This is a genomic window from Jiella avicenniae (genome assembly GCF_021390325.1).
Taxonomy (GTDB): domain Bacteria; phylum Pseudomonadota; class Alphaproteobacteria; order Rhizobiales; family Rhizobiaceae; genus Jiella; species Jiella avicenniae.
On sequence record NZ_JAJUWU010000001.1, the window covers coordinates 307,593 to 322,660 of the forward strand.

General features: G+C 67.3%; 13 protein-coding genes. 6 read left to right on the top strand and 7 right to left on the bottom strand.

The annotated features are described in order from the left end of the window. Positions 1 to 470 precede the first annotated feature (470 nt). On the top strand, positions 471 to 1,520 hold the full coding sequence (gene pyrC, locus LZD57_RS01500; RefSeq protein WP_338034669.1) for a dihydroorotase: 1,050 nt from the start codon (positions 471 to 473) through the stop codon (positions 1,518 to 1,520). A gap of 526 nt (positions 1,521 to 2,046) precedes the next feature. Here pyrC and LZD57_RS01505 read toward each other — a convergent pair. The 3 genes from LZD57_RS01505 to LZD57_RS01515 all read right to left on the bottom strand — a co-directional run bounded on the left by LZD57_RS01505 (position 2,047) and on the right by LZD57_RS01515 (position 5,951). Continuing rightward, positions 2,047 to 3,054: a DUF4424 domain-containing protein gene (locus LZD57_RS01505; protein WP_233717341.1), complete on the bottom strand. Its 1,008-nt coding sequence runs from the start codon at positions 3,052 to 3,054 to the stop codon at positions 2,047 to 2,049. Between the two features lie 162 nt (positions 3,055 to 3,216). Beyond that, a complete protein-coding gene (locus LZD57_RS01510; RefSeq protein ID WP_233717342.1) occupies positions 3,217 to 5,310 on the bottom strand; it encodes a TRAP transporter large permease in 2,094 nt (697 codons plus the stop codon). Further along, positions 5,307 to 5,951: a TRAP transporter small permease subunit gene (locus LZD57_RS01515; RefSeq protein ID WP_233717343.1), complete on the bottom strand. Its 645-nt coding sequence runs from the start codon at positions 5,949 to 5,951 to the stop codon at positions 5,307 to 5,309. The genes LZD57_RS01510 and LZD57_RS01515 overlap by 4 nt, the downstream gene beginning before the upstream one ends. Before the next feature lie 352 nt (positions 5,952 to 6,303). Between LZD57_RS01515 and LZD57_RS01520 the strand changes: the two genes are divergently transcribed. Next, on the top strand, positions 6,304 to 6,567 hold the full coding sequence (locus tag LZD57_RS01520; protein ID WP_233717344.1) for a hypothetical protein: 264 nt from the start codon (positions 6,304 to 6,306) through the stop codon (positions 6,565 to 6,567). A gap of 153 nt (positions 6,568 to 6,720) precedes the next feature. Here LZD57_RS01520 and LZD57_RS01525 read toward each other — a convergent pair whose 3' ends face one another. Further along, on the bottom strand, positions 6,721 to 7,014 hold the full coding sequence (locus LZD57_RS01525; protein WP_233717345.1) for a hypothetical protein: 294 nt from the start codon (positions 7,012 to 7,014) through the stop codon (positions 6,721 to 6,723). A 135-nt stretch (positions 7,015 to 7,149) separates the two neighbouring features. Between LZD57_RS01525 and LZD57_RS01530 the strand changes: the two genes are divergently transcribed. From LZD57_RS01530 to LZD57_RS01540, 3 genes are all read left to right on the top strand, one after another. Then, entirely contained in the window at positions 7,150 to 8,100 is a 951-nt protein-coding gene (locus LZD57_RS01530) for a LysR substrate-binding domain-containing protein (protein ID WP_233717346.1), read from the top strand. Between the two features lie 19 nt (positions 8,101 to 8,119). Continuing rightward, the gene (locus tag LZD57_RS01535; RefSeq protein ID WP_233717347.1) at positions 8,120 to 8,761 is read left to right on the top strand and encodes a regulatory protein RecX; all 642 of its coding nucleotides are present in this window, start codon (positions 8,120 to 8,122) and stop codon (positions 8,759 to 8,761) included. 155 nt (positions 8,762 to 8,916) lie between these two features. Further along, positions 8,917 to 9,480, top strand: coding sequence for a type 1 glutamine amidotransferase domain-containing protein (locus tag LZD57_RS01540; RefSeq protein WP_233717348.1), 564 nt, complete (start codon positions 8,917 to 8,919; stop codon positions 9,478 to 9,480). A 24-nt stretch (positions 9,481 to 9,504) separates the two neighbouring features. Here the strand turns inward: LZD57_RS01540 and LZD57_RS01545 are convergent, their stop codons facing one another. Further along, positions 9,505 to 11,553, bottom strand: a complete 2,049-nt coding sequence (locus tag LZD57_RS01545) for a GumC family protein (RefSeq protein ID WP_233717349.1) — start codon at positions 11,551 to 11,553, stop codon at positions 9,505 to 9,507. A gap of 138 nt (positions 11,554 to 11,691) precedes the next feature. After that, complete coding sequence (locus LZD57_RS01550; protein ID WP_233717350.1) at positions 11,692 to 12,702, bottom strand: endo-1,4-beta-xylanase; 1,011 nt, start codon at positions 12,700 to 12,702, stop codon at positions 11,692 to 11,694. A gap of 208 nt (positions 12,703 to 12,910) precedes the next feature. On the opposite strand from LZD57_RS01550, the gene LZD57_RS01555 reads away from it, so the two are divergent. After that, a complete protein-coding gene (locus LZD57_RS01555) occupies positions 12,911 to 14,203 on the top strand; it encodes a lipopolysaccharide biosynthesis protein (RefSeq protein ID WP_420844714.1) in 1,293 nt (430 codons plus the stop codon). On the opposite strand, the gene LZD57_RS01560 is transcribed toward LZD57_RS01555, so the two are convergent. Next, positions 14,175 to 15,053, bottom strand: a complete 879-nt coding sequence (locus LZD57_RS01560; protein WP_233717352.1) for a DUF6492 family protein — start codon at positions 15,051 to 15,053, stop codon at positions 14,175 to 14,177. The genes LZD57_RS01555 and LZD57_RS01560 overlap by 29 nt on opposite strands. Between the last annotated feature and the right edge of the window lie 15 nt (positions 15,054 to 15,068).

Here is a 15,068-nt window from a genome sequence, read left to right on the forward strand (position 1 = left end):
CGGCGGGCGGAATCGTTGCTCCTGCCCGGGCCGGCGTTACTCGGTCTCCACCCAGGAAGACGCCCGTCTCCCCGGCGAAAATTAGTTTACACATAAAATAATCCGCCGCAACGGCTCCGGCCACATTTTTGTGCGTGCCGCATTTTGCTGCACCGCGGCAGGTGGCGTAGGCGAAGCGGCTCTCGGAATCCGCAGGGACGGGCGTTTGGACCGAGCGAAGGCCGGGCGGACGGGCCGGCGCGGTCCTCGTTGCGCCGCCCTGCCACCGAGCCGGACGAGACGCCGCGCGCCCGCCGGCACACCCGGCGCGTCGCCCGCCCCTCCAAGCCGGGCGATACGGCTCTGGACATCGCGCCGAGGCTCTGTTTCAAACCGGACGACGCCCGCAAGGCAAGGGCCGTCCGAAGCCGGGCTCGGGGGCTGCCCTCGCAAGCCCCGCACCCTTGCCGTTTCGCCGAAGGACCAGACCGATTCCCACCGAGATCGAGATCATCCGCCCGGACGACTGGCATCTGCACCTTCGCGATGGTGCGATGCTGAAGGCCGTGGCTCCCGTCAGCGCCGCCCTCTTCGGCCGCGCCATCGTCATGCCGAACCTCGTGCCCCCGGTTCGCACGCTGGAAGATCTCAGAGCCTATCGCAGCCGGATCGCGGCGGCGCTGCCGGACGAGACCGGGTTCCGCCCGCTGATGACGCTCTATCTCACCGAGACGAGCGACCCGGCGGCGATCACCGAGGGTGCTGCCAGCGGCGATCTGGCGGCGGTCAAGCTCTATCCTGCCGGCGCGACGACCAATTCGGACGCCGGCGTCAAGGATTTCTCCCGCGTCCACGGGGTGCTGGAGGCGATGCAGACGGCCGGCGTGCCGCTGCTCGTCCATGGCGAGGTGACCGATCCCGAGGTCGACATTTTCGATCGCGAGGCGGTGTTCATCGAGCGGGTGCTCTCGCCGCTGCGCAAGGACTTTCCGGGCCTGCGCATCGTCATGGAGCACATCACGACGGAGGAGGGCGCCAGCTACGTCGGGGAGGCCGACGACACTCTGGCCGCGACCATCACCCCGCAGCATCTGATCATCAACCGCACCGACCTCTTCAAGGGCGGCATCCGCCCGCATTTCTACTGCCTGCCGATCGCCAAGCGCGAGAACCATCGCCAGGCGCTGCGCAAGGCCGCGACCTCGGGCAGCGCGAAGTTTTTCCTCGGCACCGATTCGGCCCCGCATCTCGTCTCGATGAAGGAATGCGCCTGCGGCTGCGCCGGCATCTTCAACGCGCCGGTCGCCGTCCCCTATGTCGCCCAGGTCTTCGACGAGGAGGGCGCGCTGGACAGGCTGGAGGCCTTCACCTCGCTGAACGGCCCGGCCTTCTACGGCCTGCCGGTGAACGAGGACAAGATCCGGCTGCGGCGCGCAGCGCCGGACCCGGCGATCTTCCGCAATGTCGACGCCGGCGCGGACGGCAGCGTCGTCGTGTTCCGGGCAGACCGGCCGCTGCAGTGGTCCGTGTTTGCGGGCTGATGGGCGAGCGGGGCATAGCGCCACCGCATTCATACATTGCAGAAAGCGCTCTTGGGAGAAGCGGCTTCCGGGAGCACTTCGGATTGCCGCCGGGCGCTACCCCCGACGGTTCGTTAATCTCGTCCCCCCGTCCCTACAGCATTCATACATCTCGCTGGGTCGCTCGATGCGGATGCCGACTTCAGCCCAATCGAACCGCTAAGACATGTTATTTCGCAGGCGCTTACACCATCGCGTCGTCATCCTCGGGCTTGTCCCGAGGATCTACTGCGGGTTGATTGTTGGGCACCTCGCTATTGAGGGTTATTCTGCGTGGATTCTGTCGTTGAGATGGCAGTAGATCCTTGGGACAAGCCCAAGGATGACGCAATTCGACGGTTTCGGCCAGTTTCAGTCGACCCCGCCCGTGCACGCGGCGTAGCCGCGACCGTCCGTTGTTCGAATGTGTGAATCTTGTAGGGACGCGGCATGAGAATGACGTAGCGTCGAACTTCGCGACGCCCGAAACTCGTCGTCAACCAGCCGCCTATTCCCCCGTCGGAGCAACCAGGATCAAGACGTGCAGGTCCTCCTTCGGGACGAAGTCCTTGTAGACGACCTCGAATTTCGTCGGCGCGATCTTCTTCACGCCGCTGGCGCAGAAGCTGACGAGGTTCTTCGGGGCGTCCTTGTCGACGATGAGCCGGAAGGTGCCGATGGGCCTGGCCCAGTTGGCGCCGGTCGTCAGCACGTAGTCGACGTAGCGGTCCTGATAGCTGCCGCCCTCGACGCCGGCCTTCGCCCCGGCGCGCTTGACGGCTGCGACGATGTCGTCCTCGACGCAGTAGCGGGCGCGGAACTGCCGCGCCTCTTCCGGGCTCTGATAGCCGGCGCCGACCTCGGTCGAGACGAAGCTGCCGACCGAGGGCTTGTAGCTGTGGGTGACCGAGACCGGCCTGCCGGGCGGAAAGGTCTGGTTCCAGTGATAGGCGAGGCGGAGCGACCAGTTCGGGGCGAGATGCCGCTCCCATCCCTTGCCGGCGTCGTATTCGTTCACCACCGCGATCTCGTCGGCAACGAGCGAGCGCTGGTCGGCCTCCGGCAGCGCGTCGAGGGCGGCGATGACGCCGTCGCCGAAGGGGGCGAGCGGCACGCCGAGCTTCGCGAGCCGCTCGGTGACGTTCCTGCCGTCGCGATAAGCGGTCCTGTCGATCGCCATTTGCACCGGCTTGCCGTCCACGGTCGTCTCGAACAGGAACGGATCGTCGGGATCGTCCGAAGGCAGATCGACATTGCCGGCGAAGGGATCGATCTCGATCTCCGGCAGCGGAAAGGCGACGGTCGTCGTCACCGGCTCGTCGGTGACGTTGACGAATTCGTATTCGACGCGGATCCGGTCGAGACCGATCGAAAGCTCCTCGCGGCGCATCTCGATCATGTCCGTCTTGGCGAGGACGAGACCGCCGGCGGCGAAATTGGCGGTGGAATCGTTGGCGAGCGCCGGGCCTGCCGCAGCGAGGAGAAAGACGGCGGAGAAGAATCCACGAAACGGCAAGATCGACTCCCAAAGCGGCCGGGATGGCTGCGACGCGTCGTCACTAAGCGTGAAATTGCCCTTGGGTCAATCAGGCCGCGTCCCGGCCGTTTGTCCTGTGCCTGCGGTTCCGGTTCCGGGCCAGCCCCGACGTGGCCGCGGCTCTCCGGCGTGGCCGGGACGTCAGTTGAAGGATGGCGGCTGCGACAGGTCGATGCCGCCCGGCGCTGCGTTTCCGCTGCCGCTCGCCGGCGGCTGCGACGTGCGTTGCGCCGGCTGCGCGGTGCCCGAGCCGTTGCCGTCCGGCTCGCTCGCTCCCGAGGGGGCTGCATTGCCGGAACCGGCGGCCGGCGCGGGCGTGCCGCCCGCCGCAGGGGGATTGCCGAGTTGCAGCGGCGGCAGGCCGAAGGCCGGGGCCTGTCCGGCACCACTTTGGCCGGCCGGGGCCGGCTGGGCGCTGCCCTGGCCGCCCGCGCCGCCCGTCTGCGGGGCCGGCTGGCTGCCCGGGAAGCTCAGCGGCGGCAGGCCGAAGCCGCCATTGCCGGAGGCGCCCGATCCGGCCGAACCGCCGGCACCCCCGCCGCTGCCGGACTGGCCGAAGGAGGGGCGACCGCCGAGCGGGGGCAGGCCGAAGCTCGGCGCGCCGCCGGTGCCGCCATTGCCGCTGCCGAAGCCCGGAACCTTGAAGTCCTGGGTGCTGGGGGGCGGCGCCTCGGCCTTGTAGCGCATGACCATGCCCGGAAAGGCGATGGTGAGGCCGACCATGACGATCTGGATGCAGACGAAGGGCACGGCGCCCCAATAGATCTGCCCGGTCGTCACCGGCTCCATGCGCTTGCCGGTGATGCGGTCGAGATAGGGAACGCGGGCCGCCACCGAGCGCAGATAGAACAGCGCGAAGCCGAAGGGCGGATGCATGAACGACGTCTGCATGTTGATGCCGAGCAGGACGCCGAACCAGATCAGGTCGATGCCGAGCTTGTCGGCCGCCGGGGCGAGCAGCGGGACGATGATGAAGGCGAGCTCGAAGAAGTCGAGGAAGAAGGCGAGGAAGAAGACCAGAATGTTGACGACGATGAGGAAGCCGGTCTCGCCGCCGGGCACCGAGGTCAGAAGCTCCTCGACCCAGACATGGCCGTTGACGCCGTAGAAGGTCAGCGAGAACACCCGCGCGCCGATCAGGATGAACAGGACGAAGGCCGACAGCTTGGTCGTCGCCTCCATCGCCTGGACCATCAGGGCGGTGTTGAGCTTGCGCTTGCCGAAGGCGAGGATCAGCGCGCCGACGGCGCCCATCGCGCCGCCCTCGGTCGGCGTCGCCACGCCGAGGAAGATCGTGCCGAGCACGAGAAAGATCAGCGCCAGCGGCGGGATCATGACGATGATCACCTGCTGGGTGAGATAGGAGAGGAGGGGGAGCTTCAGCGCCTTGTTGAGAACGGCGACGGTGTAGATCGCAACGACGCCGACGACGGCGCCCCAGATGCCGGCGCCCTGCTGCACCTCGCCCTCGAAATAGAGCGTCGCCGCATAGGATATGGCGAGCGCCGCGACGATGCTGAGGATGAGCGAGGTGACGCCGCCGCCGAGGGTGCGGGCCTCCGGCGGCAGGGCCGGCGCCGAGCGGGCGCGCAGCATCGTCATGCCGAAGATGTAGACGAGATAGAGCCCGGTCAGCACCAGCGCCGGCACCAGCGCGCCGGAATACATGTCGCCGACCGAGCGGCCGAGCTGGTCGGCGAGGACGATCAGGACCAGCGAGGGCGGGACGATCTGGGCGAGCGTGCCGGACGCCACGATGACGCCGGAGGCGAGCCGGCGGTCGTAGCCGTAGCGCAGCATGATCGGCAGCGATATCAGCCCCATGGCGATGACCGAGGCCGCGACGACCCCGGTGGTGGCAGCGAGCAGCGCGCCGACGAAGATGACGGCATAGGCGAGGCCGCCGCGCAGGGGGCCGAACAGCTGGCCGACGGTCTCGAGCAGATCCTCGGCCATGCCGGAGCGTTCCAGGATCAGCCCCATGAAGGTGAAGAAGGGGATCGCCAGAAGCGTGTCGTTCGACATCACCCCGCCGAAGAAGCGGTCCGGCAAAGCGCCGAGCAGCGGCCAGAACAGGTTGATGTCGTTCGACAGCGGCGCCAGCTCGACGCCGATGACGAAGAAGGCGAGGCCGATCGAGGCGAGCGCGAAGGCGACCGGATAGCCGAGCAGCAGTACCACCACCAGGGTGGCGAACATGATCGGCGCGAGGTTGTGGGCGATGAACTGGATCACCGGCGCGGCTCCCCCTGGGCGAGCGGACCCTTCGCGCCGGTCGGTCGTTCCGTGCCGCCCTGAGGCTCGTCCGGTGCGAGGGTCGCGAGTTCCGAGGCCTCCGCCGCGTGGCTCGCGCCCTGCGGCGTCTCGTCGGGATAGCCGGCGAAGAGCACGGCGCCGCGCTTGATCAGCTCGGACAGGCCCTGAAGAAAGAGCAGGACGAAGCCGGCGAGCAGCATCGCCTTGGCGGGCCAGATGATCAGACCGCCGGCATTGGGCGAATATTCGTTGATCCGGAACGAGTGGAGCACATAGGGCCACAAGAGCCAGATCATCAGCGCGGCGAAGGGAAGCAGGATGACGATGTGGCCGACGAAGTCGATCCAGTCGCGGGTGCGCTTCGACAGGGAATTGGAGACGATGTCGACGCGGATGTGTTCGTTGCGTTGCAGCGTCCAGGCGGCGGCGAGCATGAAGATCGCACCGAACAGATACCACTGAAGCTCCAGCCAGGCGTTCGACGAAATGTCGAAGACCTTGCGGATCACCGCATTGCCGGCGCTGACCAGAACCACGACGAGGACGAGCCACGAGACGCCTCGCCCGACGAGTGCCGTGACCCTGTCGATGCCGCGCGCAACGGCCATGAGAGCCGACATGCGGCATCCCCCCAAACCGGCGGGGATCGACGTTTTCGAGGCCCGCCTACGCCGGCTTCGCCGTCCACCGCTTCGTCTTTGTCGATCCGGCGGAGCCGCCGGTTGTCAGGAGGCGCGGTGACGAGGTCATCGCGCGAAAGTCCGGTTGCGTTAAGCAAAATCGCGCCATTGCGCAAGAGTGGCGATCATCCTGGCATGATAAGCGAAAATTACGGCTTGGAGGGTGATCGAGCGGCCGGGGAGAGGTGACTTTTGCCGCACCGCACCGCCTGTCTTCCGGCAGGAAGACGGACGCGGCGAAATCGGTCGCTGCGCCGGAAGATCGTATGGACAGGCGGCGGCGATCCGGGCCATGTCATCGGCCATGAGCGAGGAACCCGCCCCACATTGGCCGCGCTTCATGAGCGACAAGGAACTGAGGGCCTATTTCGGCCTCTCGGAGCGGGCGCTCAAGCGCTATCGCGGGCTGAAGGAATTCCCGCAGAAGGACGTCATCGCGGGAAAGACCGATTCGGCGGCCGTCGCTCGCTTCTTCGACTGGGTGGCGGGCATCGCCGGGCAGCCGCCACGCCCGAACAGCCGCTATCTGCCGTCGAGCGAGAAGGCGAAGGAGTGATGGACGTGGTCGCGACCCGTCCCGGGGGGCGGAGCGCAGGACCAGCCGTCGTGCCGACCCGACGATCGGCGACCGTCGGTATGATCGAGGCTGCGCCCCGTCCGAATCGCGGGGCGCAACGCTCCGACGGCAGCCTCGCCGCCGTGGCGGCGCTTAATTCGAGAAGTCGGCGTCGGATCCTGGCACCAGGATGATTGGACGCGTGTCGGCGGAATCCCGCTCCGCGTCCGATTGATCGGTGGCGCGGCGCGTCGCCGGGCGGGTGGAATAGCCGCGGGTCGAATCGGTGGTGACGGCATCGTCGCTGCGGGGCTTCGGAACGACCTTGACCTCGGGTGACGAGGTGAAGTCGGCGCCCGAGCCCGGCACCAAGCTGGCGGCGAGGGAGGCGGACGACGCCGCGAGGATCGCGCCGAGCGCAACCGCGATGGTCAGATGGGTCTTCATGGGTCTGTTCCTGTGCTGGTGGACTCATGGCCGCCAGACAGATTGTCGCAGCCAGTCCTGCTGGTGCTCTATCCGTGCAACACGAACTGCTGTAGAGGGCTGAATGGGACATCCTGTCCCATAGTTGGGACACACATGCGCGACCTGAATGACTTTCGCTATTTCGAGGCCGTGGTTCGCAACGGCGGTTTCAATGCGGGCTCGCGCGATCTCGGCGTCAGCAAATCGACGCTCTCCCGGCGCATCCTCGCGCTCGAACACGATCTCGGCGTCCGCCTGATCGAGCGCACCACCCACAGCTTCGCGGTGACGCCGGTCGGCCACGAGTTCTACGAAAAATGCCGCGTGGCGGTGACGGAGTTGGAAACCGCGGAGATGCTGGCGACGGCGATGAGCGCCGAGCCGCGCGGCCTCGTGTCGGTCGCCTGCCTGCCGGGAGCATGCGCCGCGACACTCGGCGCCGGCCTGCCCGAATTCCTCGACCAGTATCCGAAGGTCCGCGTCCGCATGGTCATCGGCCAGCGGCGGTTCGATCTGGCCGAGGAGCACATCGACGTGGCGATTCGCGGCGGTCGCCTGGATCAGCCCGGCGATGGCGATCTGGTGATCAAGCGGATCGCCGACGTCGCCTCGCGGCTCGTCGCCAGCCCCCAATATCTGGCGCAGGCTGGCTCGCCCGCCGTCCCGGAGGAGCTGTCGCAATTCGCAACGATCGCTCGTGACGCCGGAGAGGCCGGCGAAACGGAAATCTGGCGACTGGTTCATCGCAGCGGGGAAGCCCGGACCATCCGGATCGAGCCGCGAATCGTCTCGCATTCGCTCGCCGTGCATGCCCAGGCCGTCAAGAAGGGCGGCGGCATCGCCCTTCTGCCGGAACCTTTCACGGCCGGTATGATCCGTTCGGGAGAACTCGTCCGGGTGCTGCCCGACTGGGCCGGAGAGGGTGAGACGCTGCACATCGCCTTCACCTCACGCCGCGCCATGTTGCCTGCCGTGCGGGTGTTCATCGATTTCGCCCATGCGCAGCTGCGGGGGTTGCTGCGCGGCGCATGCGACAGCCTCGCCGATTTCGTCGATGCCGCATGAGGCGGGCGAGGCGAACGGCATGACGCAAGACCGCTGGGAGACGGGAGAGCCCGCCGAAAGCCAAGCGTCGGGGACCGAGGCAGTCAGGGATTCTCCTGGAGGCAGGACCCGATCGGCGACGCGATCGCCCGGCCTGAAGCCCGTCAGCGCCGACTGGCTGATGCGGGCGGCGGGCTACTATCTCGAACGCTATGCGAGTTCGACGGAAAACCTGCGTCGGGTGCTTCGGCGCAAGGTGAAGCGGCGGGCCGCGGCGGCCGGCGAGGATGCCGACCAGCACGAACCGCTGATCGAGGCGACGCTGGCGCGGTTTGCCGAACTCGGTTTCCTCGACGATCGCGCCTATGCCTCCGCCCGGCTTTCGAGCCTGCGCCGCAAGGGTACGTCGCGGACGATGGCGGCGGCGAAGCTGAAGGAGAAGGGGGTGCCGCGCGAGATCGTCGAGACGACCCTCGATGAGGACGAAACCGGCGAGGCCGACGCCGCCGCCGCCTATGCGCGACGCCGCCGCTTCGGTCCGCATCGCAGCCCCGGCCGTGGCGACCGCCGCGACAAGGAAATCGCCGCCATGCTGCGCGCCGGCTTTTCCTTCAGACTTGCCGTTGCTGCCATCGACGGGACGATCGCGGCCGAGGACGGTCTTTCGCAAAGGACAGATTGAATAACGGCACCAATGATTTGCCCGATTTTCGCCACGGAACCTCGGGCCGGTGCTGCCGTTGTCCTCACGAACAAGGAAAACGGGATCGCAGCGCCGGGCCGACACCGGAAGCCGTCGGCGAGCGACGCCGTGTCCTCAGCTTAAGGACAATCATCATGCCGAAGATTACCGAAGCGAAGATCGCCATTCTCGCCACCGACGGGTTCGAGCAGGTCGAATTGACCGAACCCTTGGACAAGCTGCGCGCAGCCGGCGCGACGGTGCACGTCGTTTCGCCGAAGGGCGGCGAGATCACCGGCTGGGATCAGGATCACTGGGACAAGAAGATCCCCGTCGACAAGGAGTTGTCGCAGGTCCGCACGGCCGATTACGACGCACTGGTTCTTCCCGGCGGGCAGATCAATCCGGACGTCCTGCGCGCCGATCCCAAGGTCGTCAGCTTCGTGCGCGAGTTCTTCAATTCCAAGAAACCGCTCGCGGCGATCTGCCATGCGCCCTGGCTGCTGATCGAGGCGGACGTCGTTCGTGGCCGCGACGTCACGTCGTACAAGTCGATCAGGACCGACGTCGTCAATGCCGGCGGCAACTGGCAGGACACGGAGGTGGTCGTCCATCAGGCGCTGATCACCTCGCGCAATCCCGGCGATCTGCCGGCCTTCATCGCGAAGATCATCGAGGAAGTCGAAGAAGGCCGCCACGAGGATCGCAAGGTCGCCTGAGCGTGACCTGCGATCGACGGTAGACTACTCGGCCGGCGGTGCCTCTTGCAGGTGCCGCCGGCTTCTTGCGTCGGCGAGATTGCGCTTGACGGCGAGGATGTCGTTCTGGAGACGGGCGATGTCCTCGTTGTAGATCGTCTGCTCGCGGTGGTCGGACGCGGCTTCGAGCCGGGCCTGCTCGGCGATCGTCCGCAGCTTTTCCCGCAGCGCCTCGCGCTCCGGTTTCGAGCGGACCGGCCGGGGCGTCTGGCCGGCGAGTGCGGCCACACCATTCGACGTTTCGATCTCTTCGGCGGCTACGGGGAGGGCTGTTGCGCCGGCGGAGCGCGACGGCGCCTCGAAGGTCTCGCTCAGCGCGGCCTCGGCCCGCGAGACGCGCTGCGACATGCCGTCGTCGTCGCGAAGGACGTCCGGCCGGACGTAGCGCCGGACCCGTTCCGGCGGCACGTGAACCGTCGGCCGGACCTGCGTCGCGAGGCTCGGTTCCTCGTCTCCGTCTTGCGCTCTCGCGACAAGCGGGTCGTCGTGGTCCTCCAGAGACGCCGGGCGATTGAGGACAGGATCGGCAAGGACCGGCGAGCCACGGTCGGCCCGGGCGGAGGCGCGGTCTCGCGACCCGCGAAGCGAGCGCCGCAGCACCTTGATGCAGGCGATCAGCCCGGCAAGGCCCAGCCCCAGCACGAACCCGCCCATCGTCGCCGCCACGACGGTGATCTTGCGGCTGGTGCTCGAAGGATCGAGGGGCGGATTGGCCGAGGAGATGACGCGCACGTTCGCCGTGTTGAGGCTTTCCTGCTCGCCGGTTTCCCGGGCGCGCAACAGGAAGGCCTCGTACACGGCACGAGAGGCGTCGACCTCGCGCTCCAGTTCCCGCAGACGAACGAAGGAGGCGCTGGTTTCCAGTTGCTTGTCCTTCAGGTCGTTGACCTGGGCGGTGAGTTCCCGGTCGGTCTGCTCGGCCCTGGCGAGTTCGGTCTGGGCGCCGGCGACGATGCGCTCCAGCTCCTGGCGGATCGCCTCGCGGATCGAGCGCAACGCATCCTCCGAAGCGATGCGCCGCGGATGGCGGGGGCCGAGCGTCGCGGCGAGCGTGGCGTTCTGCTGGGCGAGGTCGGAATAGGTGCTGCGCAGTCGCGACAGGCTGTCGGACGTCAGTTCCTCCGGCAGCGTTCCCTTGACGACGTCGTCGACGCTGGCTTTCCGCATCTGCTCCGCCCGAACGCGCAATGCCGTCATCTCTCCGCGGGCCTTGGCGAGCTGGTCGTTGATGCGCACGATGTAGTCGTCGTCGACGAGACGACCGCCGACCCCGACGAGCCGGTTCTCGCTCTTGTAGGCCTCGGCGGCGCGTTCGGCCTCGACGACCCGCTCGCGAAGCTCGGCAAGCCGCGACGAGAGCGCGTCGCTCGCCCGCCGGGCGGTGTCGGACTGGACCTTGCCCAACTGGTCGATGAAGGATTCGGCGACGAGATTGGCGAGTCTGGCCGATTTTTCCGGGTTGCGGGTGGTGACCGCCAGATTGATGACGAAGCTCTTCGGATCGCGGCTGACATGCAGCGCGTCGCGCAGCCCGGCGAGCGTCAACAGTTCGCGGCGGCGCTCGGTCTGCGGATCGTCCGGGCTGGAAAACAGCGACAGGCTCGGGAAGAGGCTATCGGCGGTGCCGTTGAATTCGGGATCGGCGGCGAGATCGGCCTTGTCGATCACCCGCTGCATGACCTCGTTCGAATAGACGACGGAGATCTGGCTTTCGATCAGCGCCAGCGTCGCGTCGCTCGGCAGGCCGTTCGGCGTCACCTCGTTCTGCACCACCTTGATGTCGCGCGGATCGATGAGGATCTCGGTGATGGCGGTGTATTTGTGCGGCGTGGCGAGCGCCAGCACGACGCCGCCGACGGCCCCGAGCAGCGTCAGGAGAATCACCAGCCAGCGCAGCGACCAGATCTCGCCGACGACCTGCAGGGGATCGAACAGCGGGCCGGCCTTCGGCTCTGCCGCAGACGGAGTGCGCGCCGGCGCCGCAGGCGTGACTTTCCGGTTCGGGCTGGTCTTGGAACCGGCTCTAGCAAACATCCGCGCCACCGCAGCGTGAGGGAATCCACATCATCGCCTGTAAAAATCGGCGATTATGCTGAATAAACTCTTAACGCCCGCCCTCGAAACGGCTTCTCCGCCTTGGCGATCCACGGCCGGCGCGAACGGTGGCGGCGCTCAGGCGACGGCGAGCCGTTCGCGGATGACGTCGAACCAGGGCTTCGGCCGCAGCTCGCGGTCGAAGGGCAGGGGGCGGCTCTCGATGCCGTCCGGGCGGGGCATGACGTCGTTGATCCAGCTGTAGCGGTCGGTCAGCCCCCAGGCGATCACCATTTCGGGCGGCTTGTGGGTGAACAGCGCGTCGAGGAAGCGCTTGACGAGTGCGCCCGCGGTCTTGTCCTGGGATTGCGGGGCGGGCTCCGATTTCCAGTCGATCACGTCGAGTTCGGTCACCAGGAGCTTCACGCCGAGCGCGTCGAGATCGCGGTGAAACCGGTCGATGGCGTCGACGTCGATGACCTTGTCGGCGTACAGGTGCCCCTGCATGCCGATGGCGTCGATCTTGACGTTGGCGTCCTGCAGCTGCCGGACGATCGACAGGACGATGGTGCGGCGTTCGTCGTAATGGGGACCCTCGTATTCGAGGTCGTATTCGTTGAGGGCGAGTTCGGCCTTCGGATCGGCATTCGCCGCCGCCTTGAAGGCGATCGGGATGTGGCGGGGGCCGAGGGTGCGCAGCCAGTAGGTGTCGCGGAGCGAGCGATTTTCGTAGATGGGATCGTTGGCCACCACCTCGTTGACGACGTCCCAGCCGAGAAGCTTGCCCTTGTAACGGTCGCCGACGCGCTCGATGTGCTCGACCAGCACCCGTTCGGCCTCGGAGGGACTTTCGATCGCCTCGACCCAGTCCGGTGTCGCGCCCCACCAGACATGACACGTCCCCCGACTTGTCTTGCCGTTCGAAAGGGCGAAGTCGACCACCTTGTCGGCCGGTTCGAAGTCCCAGATGTCCTGGGTCGGGCGCAGGAGATTGAACTTCAGGGCGTTCATCGGCATGACGAGATCGCAGTGCTCGACGAAGAGCTGGCGATAGGTCGGCCCGCCATTCATCAACTCGCTCTGGATCGCCGCGCCGAAGGGCACGCGCTGCGTCGCCGCCCGCGCCGGTCCGGCCGCGCCCCCCGGCAAGGCCGCGGCGAGCCCGGCCGCGGCGCCGCCGGCCAGAAGTGAACGACGCGTTAAGGTCCCCGTGCTAGTCCGTTCGCGGAGCGGTGTCCACGACGGAGCGGCCGCCCGTCCGTCCGTCGGGCCGGAAGTCCGGCGGTCTTCGATGTCGTCGGCATTCCTCATCGGGCGACGCCTTTCGTGGGAAACCTGCATGTCACGGCGACCATTCTTGATCGAAAGATTTAAGGATAACTTAGATCTACTGCGCGATTACGCCTCGCTGCTGGCAGGGTCCGGCGGACGCCTGGTGCTGTCGCTCGCCTATTTCGTGTCGGTCGCGAACGGTCTGTCCGTCGGCGACTTCGGCCTCTTCGCCACGGCCTCTGCGACGGGCATCGTCCTATCGCGGATCGCCGGCTTCGGCTTCGTCTCGCCGCTCTACCGCACCGCCACCCGCCGTCCGCAACTGATCGGCGCCTACACGGCGGGGTTCCTCGCCGCGCTTGCCCTGTCGCTGCCGCTGGTGGCGGTCGCCGCGCTCGGCTTCTTTCTCGTCTTCTTCGACGGCGAAATGGCGCCGGCGGCCTTCGTCGCCGTCGTCGTCGCCGAAGTCCTCTGCTGGCGTCTCCTGGAAGTCGTGGTCATCGTCAACAACGGCATGGGCCGGTTCTTCACCGGCGCCGTCATCGTCATCGCGGGCTCGGCTGTGCGCGCTCTCGCGGCGCTCGCCTTCCTCGGCCTCGGCGACGGCAGTCTCGTCGGCTGGTCGCTGTTCTATCTCGGCGCCAATCTCGCGGCGATGGTGGGAACGGTGGTCGCCTGCTATCCGCGGCAGCGCCTCAGATGGACACCGCGGCTCTATCTCGCCCGAATGAGCGACAGCCTCTCGGTCGCCGGCGCCGAAATCGTCTTCTACCTCCAGTCCGAACTCGACAAGCTGCTCGTCCTGTCCTTCGGCGGTCCCCACACGGCCGGCATCTACGCGATCCTGATGCGGCTCGTCGATCTCACGGCCCTGCCGATCCGCTCTTTCAACACGATGATCGTCCAGAAGCTGATGAAGACGCCCGGCCTCCTGTCGACCTGGCGGATCCGCTGGGGCCTCGAGGCAGGGATCGCCGCGGTCTCGGTCGCAGGAATCGCTTTTCTCGGCGGCGTCCTGCATTTCTTTCCGCGGGCGCTCGGCAACAACGTCGCGGACGCCGCGCCCTTCGTCCTCGTCGCGCTTCTCGTGCCGGCCTTCCGCAATCTCGTCGAATACGAGAGCGAGCTTCTCTATGCGCGCGGCAGGACGGCGACGCGCGCCATGATCCTGGCGCTCGTCGGGCTGATCAAGGCGGGGCTGTTGATCGCGCTCCTGGAGCGGTTTTCCGACGACACGGCCTGGATCGCCGGGCTGAACGGGGTCTTCCTGGCGCTGTGGATGGTCTCGGCGGCGGCGAGCTACACGGCGCTCGACTGGGACGTCCGGTCCCGGCGCCACGAGCCACGCTTCAGCGCAGCCCCGCAGCCCGGCGAATGAGGCCGGGATCGGTGGCGGTGAAGGACTGGATGCCGGCGGCGACCTGACCGGGCCCGAGATCCGCGACGAAGCGCGTCAGGCTCTCCTCGTCCATCGGCGCCCCGGACCAGTACATCCGGCAGAACGATTCGGAGATCGGAAGGTATTCGCCGGTCAGCCCCTCCACCTCGTCGACGAATCGGCCGTAGATCGTGCATTCCGACAGGATGCGGCTGCCGGCGAGCGTCGCCTGCCAACTGCGGCCGGACACCGCCTCGATCCGCTCGACCATGGCTTTCACGGCCCGGCTACGCCAGGGAATGAGGGTCGCGACATAGCCGGTGTCGGTGGTTTCGGGCGCCTCGATGCCGAGAAATTCGCCGGCCTTCTTCGACCATGCGCGATGCTCGTCGCGGTGTTCGGGCGTGACGTCGAGGATCGCATCCGGCCGGCGGAAGAACAGCGTCTTGCCGGCGGGCGAGAAGACCGAGGCGTCGAAGTCCTTCAGAAACACCACGTCGGAATCAATCGAGACCATCACCTCTTCGTCGAGGCTCGCCGCGAGCGCGATCCGACGCAGCTGCTGCACGTGCCAGCCGCGCAGCGGCCATCCGAAGGGCGACAGCCAGATCCGCCGCCGGCCGAAATTCGTCGGATCGGGAAAGGGGCGCAGCCAGCCCGGCAAAAGGTCGCGCTCGTCGACGATCTCGCGCTTCGGCCCGGCGAGTTGCCTGAACAAGGGCACGTCGGCGGCCTCGACGAGGATCAGATGCCGCGTGTGCCCCGTGACGCGGGCATCCATGCTCTCGCACAGTAGGCGGCAGCGTTCGAAGTCGCCGCGATAGCTGGCGGTGGCGATGGCCGTGGGCACGTCGGTCTCTCTCCG

Coding starts and splice junctions, on each gene's coding strand:
- LZD57_RS01515 (WP_233717343.1), bottom strand. CDS start 5,951: ATGTCGGCTCTCATGGCCGTTGCGCGCGGCATCGACAGGGTCACGGCA.
- LZD57_RS01535 (WP_233717347.1), top strand. CDS start 8,120: ATGACGCAAGACCGCTGGGAGACGGGAGAGCCCGCCGAAAGCCAAGCG.
- LZD57_RS01520 (WP_233717344.1), top strand. CDS start 6,304: ATGTCATCGGCCATGAGCGAGGAACCCGCCCCACATTGGCCGCGCTTC.
- LZD57_RS01530 (WP_233717346.1), top strand. CDS start 7,150: ATGCGCGACCTGAATGACTTTCGCTATTTCGAGGCCGTGGTTCGCAAC.
- LZD57_RS01525 (WP_233717345.1), bottom strand. CDS start 7,014: ATGAAGACCCATCTGACCATCGCGGTTGCGCTCGGCGCGATCCTCGCG.
- LZD57_RS01545 (WP_233717349.1), bottom strand. CDS start 11,553: ATGTTTGCTAGAGCCGGTTCCAAGACCAGCCCGAACCGGAAAGTCACG.
- LZD57_RS01540 (WP_233717348.1), top strand. CDS start 8,917: ATGCCGAAGATTACCGAAGCGAAGATCGCCATTCTCGCCACCGACGGG.